The sequence below is a fragment of the Microcoleus sp. PH2017_09_SFU_O_A genome (assembly GCF_020738625.1).
Taxonomy (GTDB): domain Bacteria; phylum Cyanobacteriota; class Cyanobacteriia; order Cyanobacteriales; family Microcoleaceae; genus Microcoleus.
Window position 1 is genome coordinate 114324 of sequence record NZ_JAEQCF010000011.1, and the last position, 16662, is coordinate 130985.

Sequence of the window (16662 nt, forward strand, 5' to 3'; positions counted from 1 at the left end):
TGTTCGTGTAGACGCGGTTTCAACCGCCGTCTGCATCTGTTTTGGGTAACTTCAAGCGATCGATAAATGCGATAATTAATCTCAGGGAAGATGCGATCTATCTCCTGAACCTTCTCCAGCCAGCCAGAATCGACTTTGCCTTCTTTAACTTGCAAACTTCCGGGATTTTTGATGTTAAATGGATAAAGGTCAAAAATATTTTTACTGTCAACACTACCTGTGTAGGTTTTGCTGTCAGTCAATGCCCCGATGTTAAGTTCAGCCATGTGTACCCCTGAAAAATAGTTGCTGGAAAATGCCCTCAAATATATATCTGTGGGAACTTGAGGTTTTTATGCAAAATCCGGAAAAGCGTTACATTAGTTTACATTAGGGTTGCGCGATCGCCCTTCTTCTACCATCTACCCTGAGTTAACATCGGTGGTAACTTTGCTGCAAACTCTTGTGGGGTGGGCATCCTGCCCGCCCAAATTTGTCATGTAAATGCCGCAAATCTTAGTTGCGCTTGGGTTTTGCAGAAACAGACTTACGCATTTACCAAAGAAACCGGGTTTTTGGCGGAGTCTGTGCACTGCGATCGAGTATTCTCGAAAAAATCCGGTTTCTGACCACTCCTGCGTCCAAGATTATAAAATTGAAAGTCGATCGGAGGTAAGTGCGATCGTGCGCTATCATCGGAACAATTTTTGGTAGTTTGGCTGACGCAAGAAAGGCGTTGGTTATCTGGGAGATAGCGAGTTGTTGTCAGGGTGATAGTTTTTTTACAGTTCAGTTACATTGTCAAGGGCAATAATTAGTATTTCATTCGGCTTAGGACTAAAATGAAATCTTAAAGTCCCCGTTGCGGAAAATATTTCAAACTTTAAGATAATATCTTGAGTTAAACTTGGTTCAATTATTATTGGATTATCAAGAGCAAGTTGAAATTTATTTTGATCTTCATCTCTTATATAAAAGTGACCGCTGTCATTGTTAACTAAATAGGTAATGTTTTTGTCATTGAGAATACTAACACTCAACTTTATTATTCCACAGTTGTGCTGAACAGCATTAACCGTGATACTAATATCGCTAATTTTCTGTGTTTCGTTAATAACTCCATAGGTTACAGGATTCAAATCTAAAAGCTTTATGACTAACTTGTCTACAGTGGTATAAGGATTTAATTCATAGATTTTATGATCGCAAGCAGCTAAATTTTGTGCCATCTTCATCCGTAACCATGCTGAATTTTCAATAGCTGTTTTAGTCAGGCTTTTAAGTCTAGAATAAATTAAAATATCTGCTTTTTTAGCATAGCCTGTAAAATAATCTGATTGTTCCAAGTAATCAATAACATTTTAGGACTTAGGGAAAGCAGTTCGATACTGTTCGTAATGCAATAAAATCCAATGCTCAAAGGCAATACTTGAAAAAGCAAGATTCACACCATGTTTCTTGGCTTCTGAAAATGCTTGTTCGTGTTTGGTATAACCATCTTTATCAAAAACTGCCCAAACTTCATCATAATTATTTATTTCTTGTTTGGCGAGTTTGACCAGATTCATCGCATCTGTTTTAATAGATTCACCTTCTTTTTTTGCTGCTTTGATTTGGTCTTCTTCACTTGGATAAACTTTGACCGCATATTTCTCAAACACATCATCTTGTTGAGCAATCTCCTCAAAGTAAATTCGTTCTGTATTAGTTCCTTCACATACTATGTAGATCGACTGCTTTAACTGTTTTCGTTTATTCTCTCTTTTTTTATTCATCACCAAACATAAATTCAACTTCTTTAATATTAGGTTGACCACCAAATTTACCTTGCATATACCATTGGTCAAAAGGTTCATCACCTTTTACCTTGTCAAAGTCTTGGGCAGAAAAGAGTTGTGTTTCACCATATTTATTTTTTTCGGTAAACCATATTTGGTCTTTTCTTAACAATTCTCGATCGAGCAATGTAGTTTCATGGCTAGCAAAAATTAGTTGGGCATTACGGGGATTAGTTGACGGATGGTGAAATAACTTAATTAAAAACTTACACAGTTTGGGATGTAAACTATTATCTAATTCATCAATAACTAGAATATGACCTTCATTTAAAATAAATAAAATTAGAGTGCCAATAGTATAAAGTGTCATAGTTCCTATTGATTCTTCATGAAAAAATGAAAATTCACTTTCACCAGTAAACACATTATTTTTAAATGTTTTGTGAACTGCAAATACCTCATATTTATCACTCATTATTAAATTTTTAATATCCTCTGGCATCTCTTCATCAAATTCAGAAGTCATTGATTTTTCCTCAATATTAATTCTATCGATATGAGTGTCGGCAATTTGGATGAGCTTACTTAATTTCTTTTTCAGTTTTTCATCTCCTTGTAATGATTGGTTGACATGACGTATTAATGATTTTTTTGTTTGATTATCATAGGCTGGGAAAAAAGCATAGGTTTTTAAGTATTCATAGATTTTTTGCATTTGTTCATGTTCTTCACGAGCGACTTTTGATAAATAAGGATATTTAGTTAAAGCTTTATTTGAAAAAGAGCGCTTGTCTTGAAAATAATCACCGCGTTTGACCTCATTTTTTGTACGAATGAATAAGTTTGACTTTCTTTTTTTAGGGTAAAAATCTAGCTGTTCGTGATGAACTTCTCGACTATCAAAAGCAATTTGATAGTCATACATAATTCCTTCAAGAATAAAACTCAGCTTAAAAATAGAAGGCTGGCTTAATCGCGATTCATCTAACTTAAATGGTTCGTAATAAGGAATTTTATGATCGACATCAATATTGAGAGTCTGAATATAGGAAATAAGTCTATGTAAAGCCTTGAGAATATTTGATTTACCAGAAGCATTGGCTCCATAGATCGCAGCCGAGTTAAGCAATCGCAGTTTATTGCCTTCGATCGGCACAAAAGTATTCTCATTCTTCCTGCTGGAAGAGTCTGCAATCATACTTAATGTTTGCTCTTCTTTAATTGACCTAAAGTTAGTGACTGAAAAATCAATTAACATAGAGGAACTCAACTTTTAATTAGATAGAATCACTCAGCCAATATCTGCCAATGAAATAGATAGATAAATATCTCAATAATTATAACTCTTGACGGACTTTACAAGATATTATATGAGTGTATGAGCTTTTGTAAACCGACTCGGCATGACGATCGCCAACCTTCGATCGACTAATGTACCCCTGTATGTCACAATAGAGGACTGTCATTAGAGTAAAGAATTTATTGTGAGTCCTACTGCCGAAGTCAGCAATAACCTAAATGCGGGCGCTCTGCCAACCGTTACCGCTACCCCAGCCCGCCGCGCTGTTTTTCCCTTCACTGCGATTGTTGGCCAGGAAGAGATGAAACTGGCGCTGCTTTTGAATGTCATCGATCCCAAAATTGGCGGAGTGATGATTATGGGCGATCGCGGTACAGGCAAATCTACCACAATCCGCGCCCTCACAGATTTACTGCCAGAAATTGAAGTCGTGGCTGACGATCCTTTTAACAGCCATCCCACCGATCCAGATTTGATGAGCGATGAAGTGCGCGATCGCACTTTGCATCACGGTACAATGCCGATCGCCCGCAAAAAAGTACAAATGGTAGACTTGCCACTCGGCGCTACCGAAGACAGAGTGTGCGGTACGATCGACATTGAGAAAGCTTTGTCCGAAGGAGTTAAAGCTTTTGAACCAGGCCTTTTAGCTAAAGCTAACCGCGGCATTCTTTACGTCGATGAAGTCAATTTGCTCGACGATCACTTAGTCGATGTTTTGCTCGACTCCGCCGCCAGCGGTTGGAATACAGTTGAAAGAGAAGGGATTTCAATCCGCCACCCAGCTAAGTTTATTTTAATTGGTTCCGGGAATCCAGAAGAAGGAGAATTGCGGCCGCAATTGCTTGACAGATTTGGAATGCACGCAGAAATTCGCACTGTAAAAGATCCTAATCTGAGAGTAGAAATTGTCGAACAACGATCGAGTTTTGACCAAGATCCGCCCGAGTTTCTCGCCAAATATCAGCACCAACAAGACGATATGCAGCAGAAATTGGTGGAAGCCCAAGAAAGATTAAAATCCGTAAATCTCGATCGCGATTTGCGAGTCAAAATTTCCCAAGTCTGTGCGGAATTGGACGTAGACGGGCTACGAGGCGATTTGGTCACAAATCGGGCCGCGAAAGCTTACGCCGCCTTAGAATGCCGAACAGAAGTCACTGTGGACGATATTCGCAAGGTAATGACTCTGTGTTTGCGCCACCGATTGCGGAAAGACCCGCTCGAATCCATAGATTCCGGCTATAAAGTGACTAAAGTGTTCGATCGAGTATTCGGCCTCGAAACAACCGAAGCTTAGAGCATCGATGGCCAAGAGTAGTATCTTAACAAATGGAACCTCTGCGAGTCGGCTTTAAATTCTGATAAACCCGATCAACTGTTCCCCTCTTGGCCATAGGCCTGCCAAGCCAAATCCACCAAACCGTTAACAATCGCCACAGCAACCACCGCCGAACCCTTGCGCCCCTCAATCCGAATATGAGGAACCATCGAATCGTGCAGCCTTGACTTAGCCACGTCAACCCCGACAAACCCCGAAGGCGTTCCAATCACCAAAGCCGGTCGAATTTCCTCAGCCTCAATCAAATCCACCAGCGCCGACAAAGAAGTTTGAGCCTGGCCAACCACAAAAATCCCCTCAGGATAGCGTCTAGCCAAAGTTTCAATCCCCCAAGCAGCCCGCGTCCGTTCCTTTTGAGGGCGCGTCAAAGCATCCATCGAACAGTAAACCGGATTCGCAAAGGTACTTTGGATCAGCGGCGTAATGCCCACCTGTACCATCGGCACATCTACTACGATCGTAGTTCGTGCAGCCAAAGCAGCCGCCCCAGCTTGCAAAGCCTGATCGGAAAAACTAATTAAAGACTTGTACTCAAAATCAGCAGTCGCATATATCACACGGCGGACTATTTCGTACTCCGCCGCAGAAAAACCGTGGTCGCCAATTTCATTATCGATTAATCCCAGACTCTGGGCATCGCTTACGTGCCATTCCATTTGTTGGATAGCTGTCGCCTGTGTGTTGTCAGGTATCAGCTTACCAGCTTTTAGTCATAACAGAAGGAAGAAGGAAGAAGGAAGAAGGAAGAAGGAAGAGGGGAGAAGGAAGAAGGAAGAAGGAAGAAGCAGTCTAATCAAGGGTTTCAGAAATTACGCAGGGTGTCTAGAAACCGGGTTTTTTCACAGCAATACTTCGTTACAGCCGACAACAAAGGTGAAAAACCCGGTTTCTTTGGACTTGCGCGCGAGGCAGAGAAACCGGGTTTTTCACGAGTTAACTTGGTTGCGGTCCCCAGATTCCTTGACATACTCCCCGACCGTCGCGGACGGGGATTCTAATTCATGGTTCACAGAAGTCGGCTTGCTATATCAGGCTTCCCTTTGATAGTAGAGGCAGTCTTCTCCCCATGCTTTCCCTCGAACGAGGCAGATTCCTAATGCCCTTAGGTACTGTTAGATTAAATTAATCATGGCTTTTGTTTCTTTGGGTACTTAACTTATTTCCCCTAGCTATGTTTTTCTTGGCTTTCGCTACCCAATATTTGGCAGATATCAACTCTGCTTTCTGGTTCAAGGAGTCTTAACAAGCCACCACCATGGGATTTCCAACCAATATAATTATACCAAAAGCCGATACTCAAAGCACGGGGCTTTAGACCCCATTTTTTGGTAAAAGCTGAAAGTCTTATAGAGCAGGACTTTCACCCTCGGGGTTCAAGGCATGGGTTCCGATCGCCCAAGCGATCGCTAATTGTCCATTTAGTAGGGTTTCATTGATTGGATGCGGTTTTTATTTTTCGAGAGTGATGAAAGAGCGCCAAGAGTCACACTAATGACTGATGACTGATGACTGATGACTAATGACTAATAACTAATGACTCATCAAAAACTAACTTTCTTCTGAAGGAGACTTGCCCAATACTGGAGTCAAGAATGCTACCAAAGCCCCGATCGCAAAACCGGCAACATTTCGGGCCAAAGGCAACCAATCAGAAGTCCGAGTTACCACCGGCCCAATTCCGAAGGCCAAAAACAGAATCCCCCACAGCGGCGAAAAAATCAGCGCCCACTGCCAAGACACACCGTCTCCCGGTTTCCGAGGCTGAGCCGCAAACCCGCAGATCACGCCGCCCAGCACCGACGTAATTAAAGTCAGCACCCACTGTTCCCTCGGCAAACCTGGAACTACGCGACAACCGCCCTGACGCAAACAGCCTTCTATCGACTCCAAAGATTCAATGATCGATCGATCTTCGCCATTGTCCCGCACAAAAAACTGATTGCCGTAGCGGGTTTGCAGTTCCACCCAAAAAGTCCGCGGCAGCAGTGGATACAGCGCATCGCCCACATTAAAATTTAGTAAATTGCCACCGCGCGGGTCAGCAACTAGCAATACACTTTTATTGTCTAAGCCCCAATAACTTTTCACAGCCAAACCGGGCGTGCGATCGTACTGAGTCAGCACTCGCAGCTTCCAACCGGTTTCGGCTTCAAAGGCGTTTAAATTTTTTGCCAAACCCTCTTCTTCAATATCCGTAAGGGCTTTAGCTAAATCAATGATCGGCGTCTGAGTCTTCGGCAACAAATCGGGATTGTTGAAAGCATGGGCCGCAGGTGCGATCGTCCACACCGACAAAGCCAGAAAAAAGGCGACAGCAGAGGCTAGAAATTTGCGGGGGAAAAGCTGTGACATAGGAAATTCTAATCCGGGTCTTAATTGTGAATGTTAGCTGGCGGTCTTAACCAGAGGATAAGAGAAAACTCATATTTCTTTACAATTATTTACTTTACAGGAAGCCGAGAGCAAGGGGAAGGGTTCGGGGAAGGAAAGTTTGCGATCGGGGAAGGGGCTGACAATTAACTGTAGAGGGCGCGATCGCGATCCAGGGCAAACCGTCGTTAAACAAGAGCTCGATTTCCTGACGGGTGAGTATCGATCCCAGATATCGTACCCGCAATCAAAAACCTGTAGGGGCGGGTTCACCAAAAGCTTTAAGGGGTGCAGACAGGTTAAATAAACCCGCCCCCACCCACAAAAAAGCCCCTTATTGATATTGGTGCAACATCTGGGATTAATAATACTTCAAGCCGATAGTAATAGAGAGAGACCGGATGTGCGATCGGTTATTTAAGTATTTTCCTGCCTGAAAAAAGTTACCTTCATAAAGATTTAGCATAACTTTAAAAACTATCAGTAAATATACGGCAAATATAACAGACTAGCAACATCAAAAAAACTCTGAACTTCTGTATTTTTCCGAATATCTTTATAATCGAGTCTACCCGATAATGATGAGTAACCGCTGAATAATGATTTAAAAGAAATTAACCATTTTTCAAGGAGTGTCCAGAGTGCCTTTAACCGACCCGATTAGAGAACCTTTAACAGAAGTGGAATCCTTAATTCCCGGACTAGCCCCAACTTTTGCCCCACAACTGCCGGGAATTCAGACTAACAAAACCTTATTATATCAAACTCCCGGATCTTCATCAAACTCTGAACAACCTAACTTAATAGAAACCGCAAAGCCGCCACAATCCGAATTCATTCGAGCCGAAACCGATGCTTTTATTACTAACAAAGCCTCCGATATTAACAGCATACCTTCTGCTAAAACCAGTGCCACCAAAACTAACAGCTACTCCAGGGATTCAACCACTTCTGAAATTGACCTTCTAATTGGCAAACTCGACTCGGACTTAGGAGATCCCCTGACAAACCCGAATCCAACTGCCTCAAATAGCGAGCCTTTTGACTCTAATAAACCCGTTCCTCACCCACCTGCAATCAGCTCGTTAGTCAGTAACTCAGAAATTAATAAAACCACACCTGCTACAACCACTGCAAGTGATAAATTACCTGAAAATAAAACACAATTACTCCCAACCGGAGTTGCCAACTCAGAAAAAGAAAATAACAAAACATTACCCGTTATAACTACATCCACAAACTTAGAAAAAGCTTCGGAAAAAACACCATTACCCGCAACCCCTGAAACGAGTTCAAAACCCGAAGATAACAAAACATCTTTATCGTCAGGGGCTACACTCAAAAGTGATTCAGAACCCAATAAAACATCACCTGCAACTGTATCAACGGTTGACAACTTAGAGCCGAACAAAACATCACCTGCAACTGTATCAACCGATCGCTCTGAGCCGAAAAAAACATCACCTGCAACTGCATCAACCATAATACCAGATCGCAGTACAACTTCATCAGAAAAATCCGAGAAAATTGCAGTAACAAATTCAACCGAAACTGTTGCGGCTAGTCCAAATATTCCCTCAACTGATAAAACCTCTACAGACAAACAGTCCCCAGTTGCCACAACTGACGACAAGATAGACTCAGACAAGCAATCTCAAAACTCCACAATTGTGGAGAAAGCCAACTCAGGCGAACAATCTCGTACTGCCGAAGTTTCTGACAAAATAGACTCCGATAAAAAAGCTCCAATTGCCCAGACTTCAGAAACAAAAAACTCAGACAAACAGCTTCCTATTACCGAAGCTGCCGCCAAAATAGACTCAGATAAAAAATCCCCAAAAGTCGATGCAATACCGACCGAAAAACCCATTTCAGATTCTCAACAGTCACCGACAACACAGCCCCCAACAGCCCCATTAATCCCAGCCACATCTAACCCAGTTTTACCTAACACTAATATCAGTGCAGAAGTCAAATCAACCGATTTACAAAAGCCAGTACAAACCGCCACTCAATCTTTAACTGACAAACAGAATGATACAGGAAAAGTTGACCCATTAAAAATCGAACCTGCTGCAATACCAAAAACAGCAGCCAGTGAAAATGTAACGGTGACGACAGCAACAGCAGCAGTTAACACCCCAGAAAAAACTCCGAACAATACTGACTCAGTTTCGGAAATTAAACAGCCAGTTAAAACAGAATCTATTGTCAGTCAATCAGCAGATGCTGAATTAATCAAAACCGACAAAGATGCAACTTCCAGCATCTCTCAACCTCCCGCAGAAACAGAGTCAGTTATCGCTCCAATTGCGGAAAAGTCTCCTGCAAAAATAGACTTACTCAGTTCTAACGTTGGCGAACAATTACCCAAACAAAGCAACTCCAACGTTTCTACCGTACCCGAACAATTGCCAATAAAAATTGAGTCAATTATTCCCACAAAAAACGATTCGGCTACGGTAGAAAATGAGAGCGTTTTTCCTGAAATAACATCAGAAATTGAAAGCGAATTGCCAACAAAAACCGATTCGGTATCGACAGCAGAATTCACTGCTGATACAATCGAACGGAACATTACTGTTTCCTTCACAGCAGCGGAATTAGAAACTGAGAAAAGCCCAGCACTCTTCTCAACTCCATCAGAGACAGCAGCAGTTACGACACAGATAGCAGAAGTCGAAACAAGCGCTTCACCCTCAACTCTTAAATCCCCACCTAAACTCACTTCAAACAATTATAATAGCAATTCAAATCCCACAGAAACTGTCGCTGTTTTACCAGCGTATTCCGATCCTGAAATTGCGCCCAAATCCGCAGAGATGACAAGCGGTTGGCTACTGTCAGCAACCGAAGAATCTGCTCAACTTTCAGACAATATTGCAGACACTCAACCCAATTCAACACAGCGTACTGGCGACTTCCAAAGCAATACCAATCCCTCAACAAATCTCTCAATAACAGCAGCAGCCAATTCACCCAGTGGCACTTTCCTTGTAGATAACCAAGGACAAGTCAAATTTGACTATGTATTTGACGGCGGCTACTTTACTGGCGAAATCGGCATTTTTAGTCTTTCAGGAATGGAAGCATTTACACCTGGTACTCCAGAATTCATCGCCGAAGCTGCTAGGAGAGTCCTAACTAATTCCACATTAGGAAACATTGTAATCCGCGACAGTACAGAAGGAGCAAAATTCACCGGTTCGATGCCGGGAGAATACGACTTCGGTTCAGGAGAATATCAGGGTATCAAAACTTTCAACATGACCCCTGGAGACACTTTTGCCGTCATGTTCGTACCCAGCGGTACAGTACAATCATCCCTCCAATACTCCTGGCTGTGGGATTTGTTTCCCGAAAACCGTCCCTTATTCAGTATCGCCACAGCCAATCCCAACGATACCGCTCATCTGCTACAAATAGCCGACATTACGGGCAGCGGTAACACCTTTGCCCTCGAAGATATGTCATCCGCTAACTCAGACAGAGATTACAATGACCTAATCTTTAAAATTAGTGGCGCAACCGGAAACGCACCGCTGCTAGATACAGTCATCAACCCTGACAAAGAATGGCGAAATACTCCCCTAGGACAACAATTGCTCGCCGAAGCCAATCCCCCGAATTCTGACAACAATCCGCCCGTTGTTTCGCCGACAAGCGCTCGGACTTATACAGAATTAGAGACAACTATTTCATTAGACAATCTTGCCACAGATGCAGAGGGCGACCCTCTGACAATTAGCGTCCTCAATCCAGTAAACGGCACAGTAATTTTCAATCCCTTAACTAACAAAGCATCGTTTAAACCAGCATCCGGTTTCTCCGGTATTGCCAGCTTTGATTTCCTTGCCAGCGACGCTTTTGGGAGTTCAACGCCCGCGCGGGTGACAGTCAACGTCAGCGATGTTCCTCTGCTAAATCTAGATTTTGTGAAGCGCAATCCCCGACTGGATGCAGGAGAAAATACGGAATTGATTGTGCTCGGAGATTTTGCCGACCAAAAAGGTGTAGTCCTGCCAGATTCTTATCTAACTTACACTTCAATAAATCCAGAAGTAGCACCAATTGATCCAACGGGTAAAGTGACAGGTTTGGTCAACGGCACTTCGATTTTGAGCGCATCTCGAAATAACTTGCAAGCAGTAACAGCGGTGCGAGTTGGAAAATTGCCAGCCCCAACCAACGATGCAGAATTTAATGGAGCACTAGCTGAGATTAACGGTTTGAATGTCTATCCCAAAGCAGTCACAATGACAGCCGGAATGGGACGCTCGCTTTTAGTAGGAATTGAAAATATCATCAAATCCCCCGATCTGAAATTCGGCTCTACAGGAACTCGCTATTTCCCCGGAAACTCCAACCTATTACAAGTGAATTCAGACGGCGTTATTACCGCTATAAAAGAAGGAGTTACTAACGTCACTGTCATTCACGGAGCCGCCGAACAAGTCGTGCCAGTAAGAGTCTCCCTTCCCGCCATCGCCGGAACAATTTTAGGAGTAAATGGCGGTGCAGTTACTGGCAGTGACGGTTCAATTGTGATGGTGCCGCCCGGTGCTCTTGCCGAAAATACAGCTATTAGCTTGACATCTCTAACCAGCAATGATCTATCGCTACAACTTCCCGACGGTTTGCAGTTCGCCGGAGGCTTCAATTTAGACTTGGGCGACAACTCCTTGAAAATTCCCGCTCAATTAGCAATTCCTGCCCCTGCCGGCTTATCTCCTGGTACCGAAATTTTATTCCTGCGAAAAGGTTCGCTGCCGGATGCTAACAATATTTATTCCCCAATTTGGCTGATTCAAGAATCCGGTGTAGTCGATGCCAGCGGTACTATTCGCACTAATTCTCCACCATTTACCGGTATTTTGGAGACTGCCGAAATAGCGATGATAGCAATGCCGGACCTGGAGTTACAGAAGTTGGCATTGGAAAAGTTGCTCACCACCTCCAATATAAATGGTTCCCTTCTCTCAACAAATGTCGGTCTCCCAAATGGTTCCCTTCTCTCAACAAATGTCGGTCTCCAAAACAGCTTTTTAGCAGCCAATGCCGGTTTAATCGGTATAGCCGCCGTCACCACAGCTCAATTCGCCGCTACAATTTTACTGCTGGCTTACTTGGCTAAATACCTGAAATCTGGATTGAAAATTATTGCCATTCCTGAAGTCGGTTTACCTGTAGTCACTCCGGCGGGTGTTGAACTCGATCCAGAAGGGATTCCCCGCGTCACAGCCACTCTAAACATACCCACACTATTCCCAGCAGACCCCTTCGCACCTCCAGTGCTTCAATCCGCTGAATATAAGTTGGAAAATGGCGAACCAACCGTCGTCCTGACAGGCAGCAACTTCCTGAATAATTCCAATGATTTAGGCGGTGAATTTAAAGACTTAACAGTCAGCTTCCGCGTCGGCGACAAAACTTATCCAGGCACATTGATACCGGATAAAAACACCGATTTGGGAGAAAATAGCTACAAAATTGCTGTCAAAATTCCGATTACCGTACCCCTCGGCGAATCCAGCATTGTAGTGTCGAGAAAGCAGAAAAAGCGCTTCGGGCACGGAGGGGCAGATTACGAGATTGTGGAACTCGAAAGTGAAGAAAATATCCGCCTCGCCCCTACCTGCCTTGAATGGGGATTGATAGCAGAACGTTCGAGCGACAGAATCAACGTTATCAACCTCAGAAATGCTGCATCGACTGTTGAAAATCGGACCAGTGATAACTTGGCGGTTGCTGTTAACATTCTCCTAGGCGATCCCACTATTCCATTAGAATGGCCCGATTCGATCGCCCCTACCAACAATGCTACCCGCGCCTACGTGACTATGCGGAATACCGGCCGCGTTTCGGTAGTGGATTTGATGGCACTGCGAGAGATAGATACTAATCCACAAACAGCAACTGTGGATGGGATTGCCTTGCCCCAGGGAGCTCGCCCGCAAGGTATTGTCATTGACCCCAAAGACAATTACGCTTACATTGCCGACCAAAATCGCCCCAACATCTACGTCCTCGACATCAACCCGAATTCAGCAACCTATCATACTGTTATCCAGACAATTAACGTCACATCACCCCTGGGACTGAGCCAGTTGGCTATCAGCAGCGACGGGCGCCGACTGTTCGCTACTGGTTCCGACAATAACGAACAAACACCTAACCGCCGCATTTACGCTGTCAACATTGACCCCGCCGACAAACCGAGCGCTCAGGGCTCTAACGAGCGGAAGTGGCACCAGCAGATTAAAGTAATTCCCACCCTATCGGAGACAGAGGGCATAGCTGCTACTTCCGACCCCAAGAAAATGGTGTTTACCAACGGGCTTGCTAGTGTCCTTACCATAGATAGTAATGGGGACCAGATAAAGCTTCAAGATGACGGCAAGGGCTTCGGAGTGCTCGAAATTGAGTCTGATGACCCCCTCAATTTTAGGGCTAAAGTCGATTACGCTCCTTTGTCGCTGGGCGTGGCCACTGACTATTTTGATGTCAACGAGGCAGTGGCTGTAACAGTAACGCAAGACGGGAAATATGCGTTTGTTGCCGGCCGCAACTCTAGGGCAAAGATAAATACGCGCGAGGGTGGAAATATAGGCATTATCGCAAACCCACTGGGGCCCAATCCTCAATTGGTGGCTGCGACTCGACCGATTCCGGGCAGCTTAACTAACAACCTAGCGCTTTCGAGTGACGGCAAATATTTGATTGCTTCCTATCCCACCTTCGGTTTGGGAGGAAGTTCCTACGTTTTCGATGTTGAGCAAATGATTAAGGCTATAGAGAATCCGGGTAATTACAAGCTTGACGCCCGCGACAGGGGTGTGGATACTTGGGGTTTCCAGGCAAGCAATCAGCGAAATGCGACAACTGCCGACCTCGTCCGCGTGCCTATTGACGATATCAACCCTCTTGTCAGTATTGCGGCCGACTACGAAATTATCGAAGGAAATTGGATTAATAACTTTGGTTTTGGTATCCCGGATGGTACGAAACGCGCTCCCATTGGTATCGGTGGAAATCCTAAAGGTTTGGCGATCGCTTCTGTTAAAAATTGGTTGGAATTAAAAGGACCGATCGGGGATAGCAAGAATGATAGCAATCCTTTAACTCCTACTTTTAAGTGGGATTTGAAGGGTGAGAATGAACCCTGCGGTCTTCCTGGTTTTAAGCCTGATACTGATGTCGAGAAGGTCAATCTTTATGTAAGCGTTTTTCCGCAAGGGAAGGGCTTGTTGCCCGATGATAGGTGGGATGGGTTAAATTCGCAGGACGACAAAGATTACAATCCGAATCGGGTTCTGACTGCTCAATGGGAAAACGGTACGTGGACTTGGGATGGGAAAACTAAGGCTGGTTCTTCAAAGGAGTTTACTCTTTCTAGCGATCGAATGTTGACGGCGGGTCAGGAATATCATTGGGCTGTGGAAGCAGTTACGAAGAAAGGGGATAAAAAAGTTGTTACCGACAAGTTTAAAACTTTACTGCCGACTCCGATTTCTGGTGGTAATACTTTCAGCAGCGTTACTGTTTTAACGCGGGGTGTAGAACCCGGAAATTCCCAAAATAGCCAGTTGATTGATGGGCAAATCAATGGAGTTGCTAAACACATTTTTGATACTGGCGGTACGGTCATGAAATATCAGTCGGCAACTGGTAAGTGGCAGTCTGTTATTCCTCAAGGAAATAGTTGGATATCTAATACTAGCCTTCAGCCTCCTGTCTATGGCAAACCCTTAGTGCTGTTAGCTAATTGGATGGATGGGATGAACGGGATGGATGGGATTGAGCCGAAGCAACTTTATAATTCTGGTTTTGCTGAGGCGGCGGCTGATACTTTATTTGCTTCAATGGTGCAATTGGATTTAAATAAGGGTGGTGGTGTCGGTAGCCCAGGTCAGCTTTATGATAGCACCGGTAAATTAATCCGCACTCAAGGAGCGGTTTTCAACTCGCCACTGCACTTTATCGGTTTCGGGCAGGGGGCTGTTGTTAATAGTGAAATTGTCCAGCGTTTAGGTACGTTTTTACCTGATGCTGGAGGTACAAGTCGGGCAAATCGCGACCTGCAAATGACGACTATTGACCCTTACGATTACGATAATAATTCTTTTTCTGGGCCTTACCTTAACATTCTCGACCCGGAAATTAAGGTGTGGAATAATGTCACTTATGCTGACAATTACTACCAAACAAAGGGTATTGGGAATACAATTAACGGGCGAGAACTTTCTGGAACGAACTGGAAATCTGATTGGAATGTTTCTTTAGGAGAGCGGGCTGGATTTACGGCGGATGACGGGGAAGGTGCTTCCCATCGGGCGGCTTTGGCTTGGTATGCGGGAACTGCTAATCTCACAGGTAGCAAACTGCCATCGGAAAACGGTGACACAATTTACCGCCGCTTGGGCGATTTGGAGCAAAATAATATTGCTGATGTTACTAAGACTTGGTACACTCCTGATCACACGAATGCCAGTTTAACTCATGGCGATACTAAAGCTCCTTGGGAAGGAATTGGTACGGGTTGGTTCAACTCTGTTTTAGGTGGAGGTTCTCAATTAAATAATCGGGTTTCGGTGTTAGAAGATAATACCTACACAGATAGCACTAAGCCCTTCGGAACTCGAATGCGGGGTGATTATGCGGTTCCGACTTTGTTTAATGGAAATTTTGATGCGATCGCTTTCCAACGTAACGCTCAAACTATCCCGGGCTGGTCTTTATTTAATGGCTCATCTGAGGATGGTTCACAATCCCACTTAGTCGATTGGCTGAAAATCGGAGTTCAAGAAGAGAACACCCTAGAAAAAGGCTTAATAGGTAGTGGTTATTTAGATGCCATAGGATACGATGAGAATCAGCCTAATTATGCTCTGAGAATGGGATTAGGTGGGGCAAAACAAATAGTACACAACTATTTTGTGATGCCAGAATGGGGAGACTTGCGGTTTAACCTCCACGCGCCATATCGGAACACTGGAAAGCTTAAGGTCTGGTTGGAAACTCAACCGGAAACTAATTCACAAGGGCAACCAATTCTTGGTACTGGCAGTCATCTTCTCAAAGAAATCGATTTAGCAATAAATCCAGGTAATTCACTAGAGACATACGCAAGCGATATTGACAAAATTGGTTTTGGCAGAGGAGGGTTTGAAACTTTCCATGTAGATAGCAATCAGCTAGATCGATTTCGAGGTCAGGTAGCCAAGCTAAGATTTGAAGTTGAGGGGAATACTAGGGTTTATTTAGATGATGTTTTCTTTAAGAGTAATCACCTTAAATTTGGCAATCCATCAGAAGCTAGGTACAACTCAGAACCACCAAACTTTACCAATTCAAATACCACCAACTTGCTAATTGAGAAACCTCAATACGTAGTATCTTACGATCGCAGTACCCTCAACCCTGCGTGGATAAGTTGGCAAGTCAATAAATCCTGGCTAGGTGATTTAGACCGCCCCGCCACGATCTTTGTCGGGGATCCTCAACTACCAGAAGGATGGCCGAAAATTGACACTAGCTCCTATAAAAATCCTCAAGGTTACAGCTTGGGTTTCGATCAAGGTCACGGAATTCCTTCAGGGGATCGAACAAATCACAAAAAAGACAACTTCGCTACTTTTTTAGGAACAAATTTGATTCCACAAAGCGTGGACAACAATCGATTTTTTGGGAACTCAAAGGATCCCGCACAAGCATCTGCTTGGTATAACGTCGAACAACTGGTGCGGAATCTCGCGCAACAAGGTCAAGAAATTTACGTTGTTGCGGGCAGTTATGGTAGGGCTTGCTGAAAAATCAATCACATATTGCGTGGCATAGGTTTAGATGGCGCGAGGGAGAAAAAAGTGCAAGATAAACAGGTAATATAGATCAAA

General features: G+C 43.9%; 7 protein-coding genes and 1 pseudogene. 2 read left to right on the forward strand and 6 right to left on the reverse strand.

The features are described 5' to 3' along the window. Positions 1-53: 53 nt before the first annotated feature. From JGK16_RS07200 to JGK16_RS07215, 4 genes and pseudogenes are all read right to left on the reverse strand, one after another. A pseudogene (locus JGK16_RS07200) lies at positions 54-149 on the reverse strand (1,4-alpha-glucan branching protein domain-containing protein); the annotation flags it as partial. Between the two features lie 612 nt (positions 150-761). Continuing rightward, positions 762-1325 (reverse strand): hypothetical protein, encoded by a 564-nt coding sequence (locus tag JGK16_RS07205; protein WP_293177365.1) that lies wholly within the window; start codon positions 1323-1325, stop codon positions 762-764. A 15-nt stretch (positions 1326-1340) separates the two neighbouring features. Then, positions 1341-1754, reverse strand: a complete 414-nt coding sequence (locus JGK16_RS07210; RefSeq protein WP_293177796.1) for an RloB family protein — start codon at positions 1752-1754, stop codon at positions 1341-1343. Then, positions 1747-3015 (reverse strand): ATP-binding protein, encoded by a 1269-nt coding sequence (locus JGK16_RS07215; RefSeq protein WP_293191874.1) that lies wholly within the window; start codon positions 3013-3015, stop codon positions 1747-1749. The genes JGK16_RS07210 and JGK16_RS07215 overlap by 8 nt, the downstream gene beginning before the upstream one ends. Before the next feature lie 271 nt (positions 3016-3286). Here JGK16_RS07215 and bchI point away from each other — a divergent pair, with 271 nt between their 5' ends. After that, positions 3287-4357, forward strand: a complete 1071-nt coding sequence (gene bchI, locus JGK16_RS07220; protein WP_293191882.1) for a magnesium chelatase ATPase subunit I — start codon at positions 3287-3289, stop codon at positions 4355-4357. Between the two features lie 74 nt (positions 4358-4431). Here bchI and JGK16_RS07225 read toward each other — a convergent pair whose 3' ends face one another. Both JGK16_RS07225 and JGK16_RS07230 read right to left on the reverse strand, forming a co-directional pair. Further along, positions 4432-5055, reverse strand: a complete 624-nt coding sequence (locus JGK16_RS07225) for a precorrin-8X methylmutase (protein WP_293186971.1) — start codon at positions 5053-5055, stop codon at positions 4432-4434. A gap of 892 nt (positions 5056-5947) precedes the next feature. Beyond that, positions 5948-6751: a TPM domain-containing protein gene (locus tag JGK16_RS07230; RefSeq protein WP_293186972.1), complete on the reverse strand. Its 804-nt coding sequence runs from the start codon at positions 6749-6751 to the stop codon at positions 5948-5950. 659 nt (positions 6752-7410) lie between these two features. Here JGK16_RS07230 and JGK16_RS07235 point away from each other — a divergent pair. Then, positions 7411-16578, forward strand: coding sequence for a DNA/RNA non-specific endonuclease (locus tag JGK16_RS07235; protein ID WP_293202909.1), 9168 nt, complete (start codon positions 7411-7413; stop codon positions 16576-16578). Positions 16579-16662: the final 84 nt, after the last annotated feature.

What these genes read in the sequence shown, in the direction of transcription:
- JGK16_RS07210 (WP_293177796.1), bottom strand. Translation starts at nt 1,754, where the DNA reads ATGAATAAAAAAAGAGAGAATAAACGAAAACAGTTAAAGCAGTCGATC.
- JGK16_RS07215 (WP_293191874.1), bottom strand. Translation starts at nt 3,015, where the DNA reads ATGTTAATTGATTTTTCAGTCACTAACTTTAGGTCAATTAAAGAAGAG.
- JGK16_RS07225 (WP_293186971.1), bottom strand. Translation starts at nt 5,055, where the DNA reads ATGGAATGGCACGTAAGCGATGCCCAGAGTCTGGGATTAATCGATAAT.
- JGK16_RS07230 (WP_293186972.1), bottom strand. Translation starts at nt 6,751, where the DNA reads ATGTCACAGCTTTTCCCCCGCAAATTTCTAGCCTCTGCTGTCGCCTTT.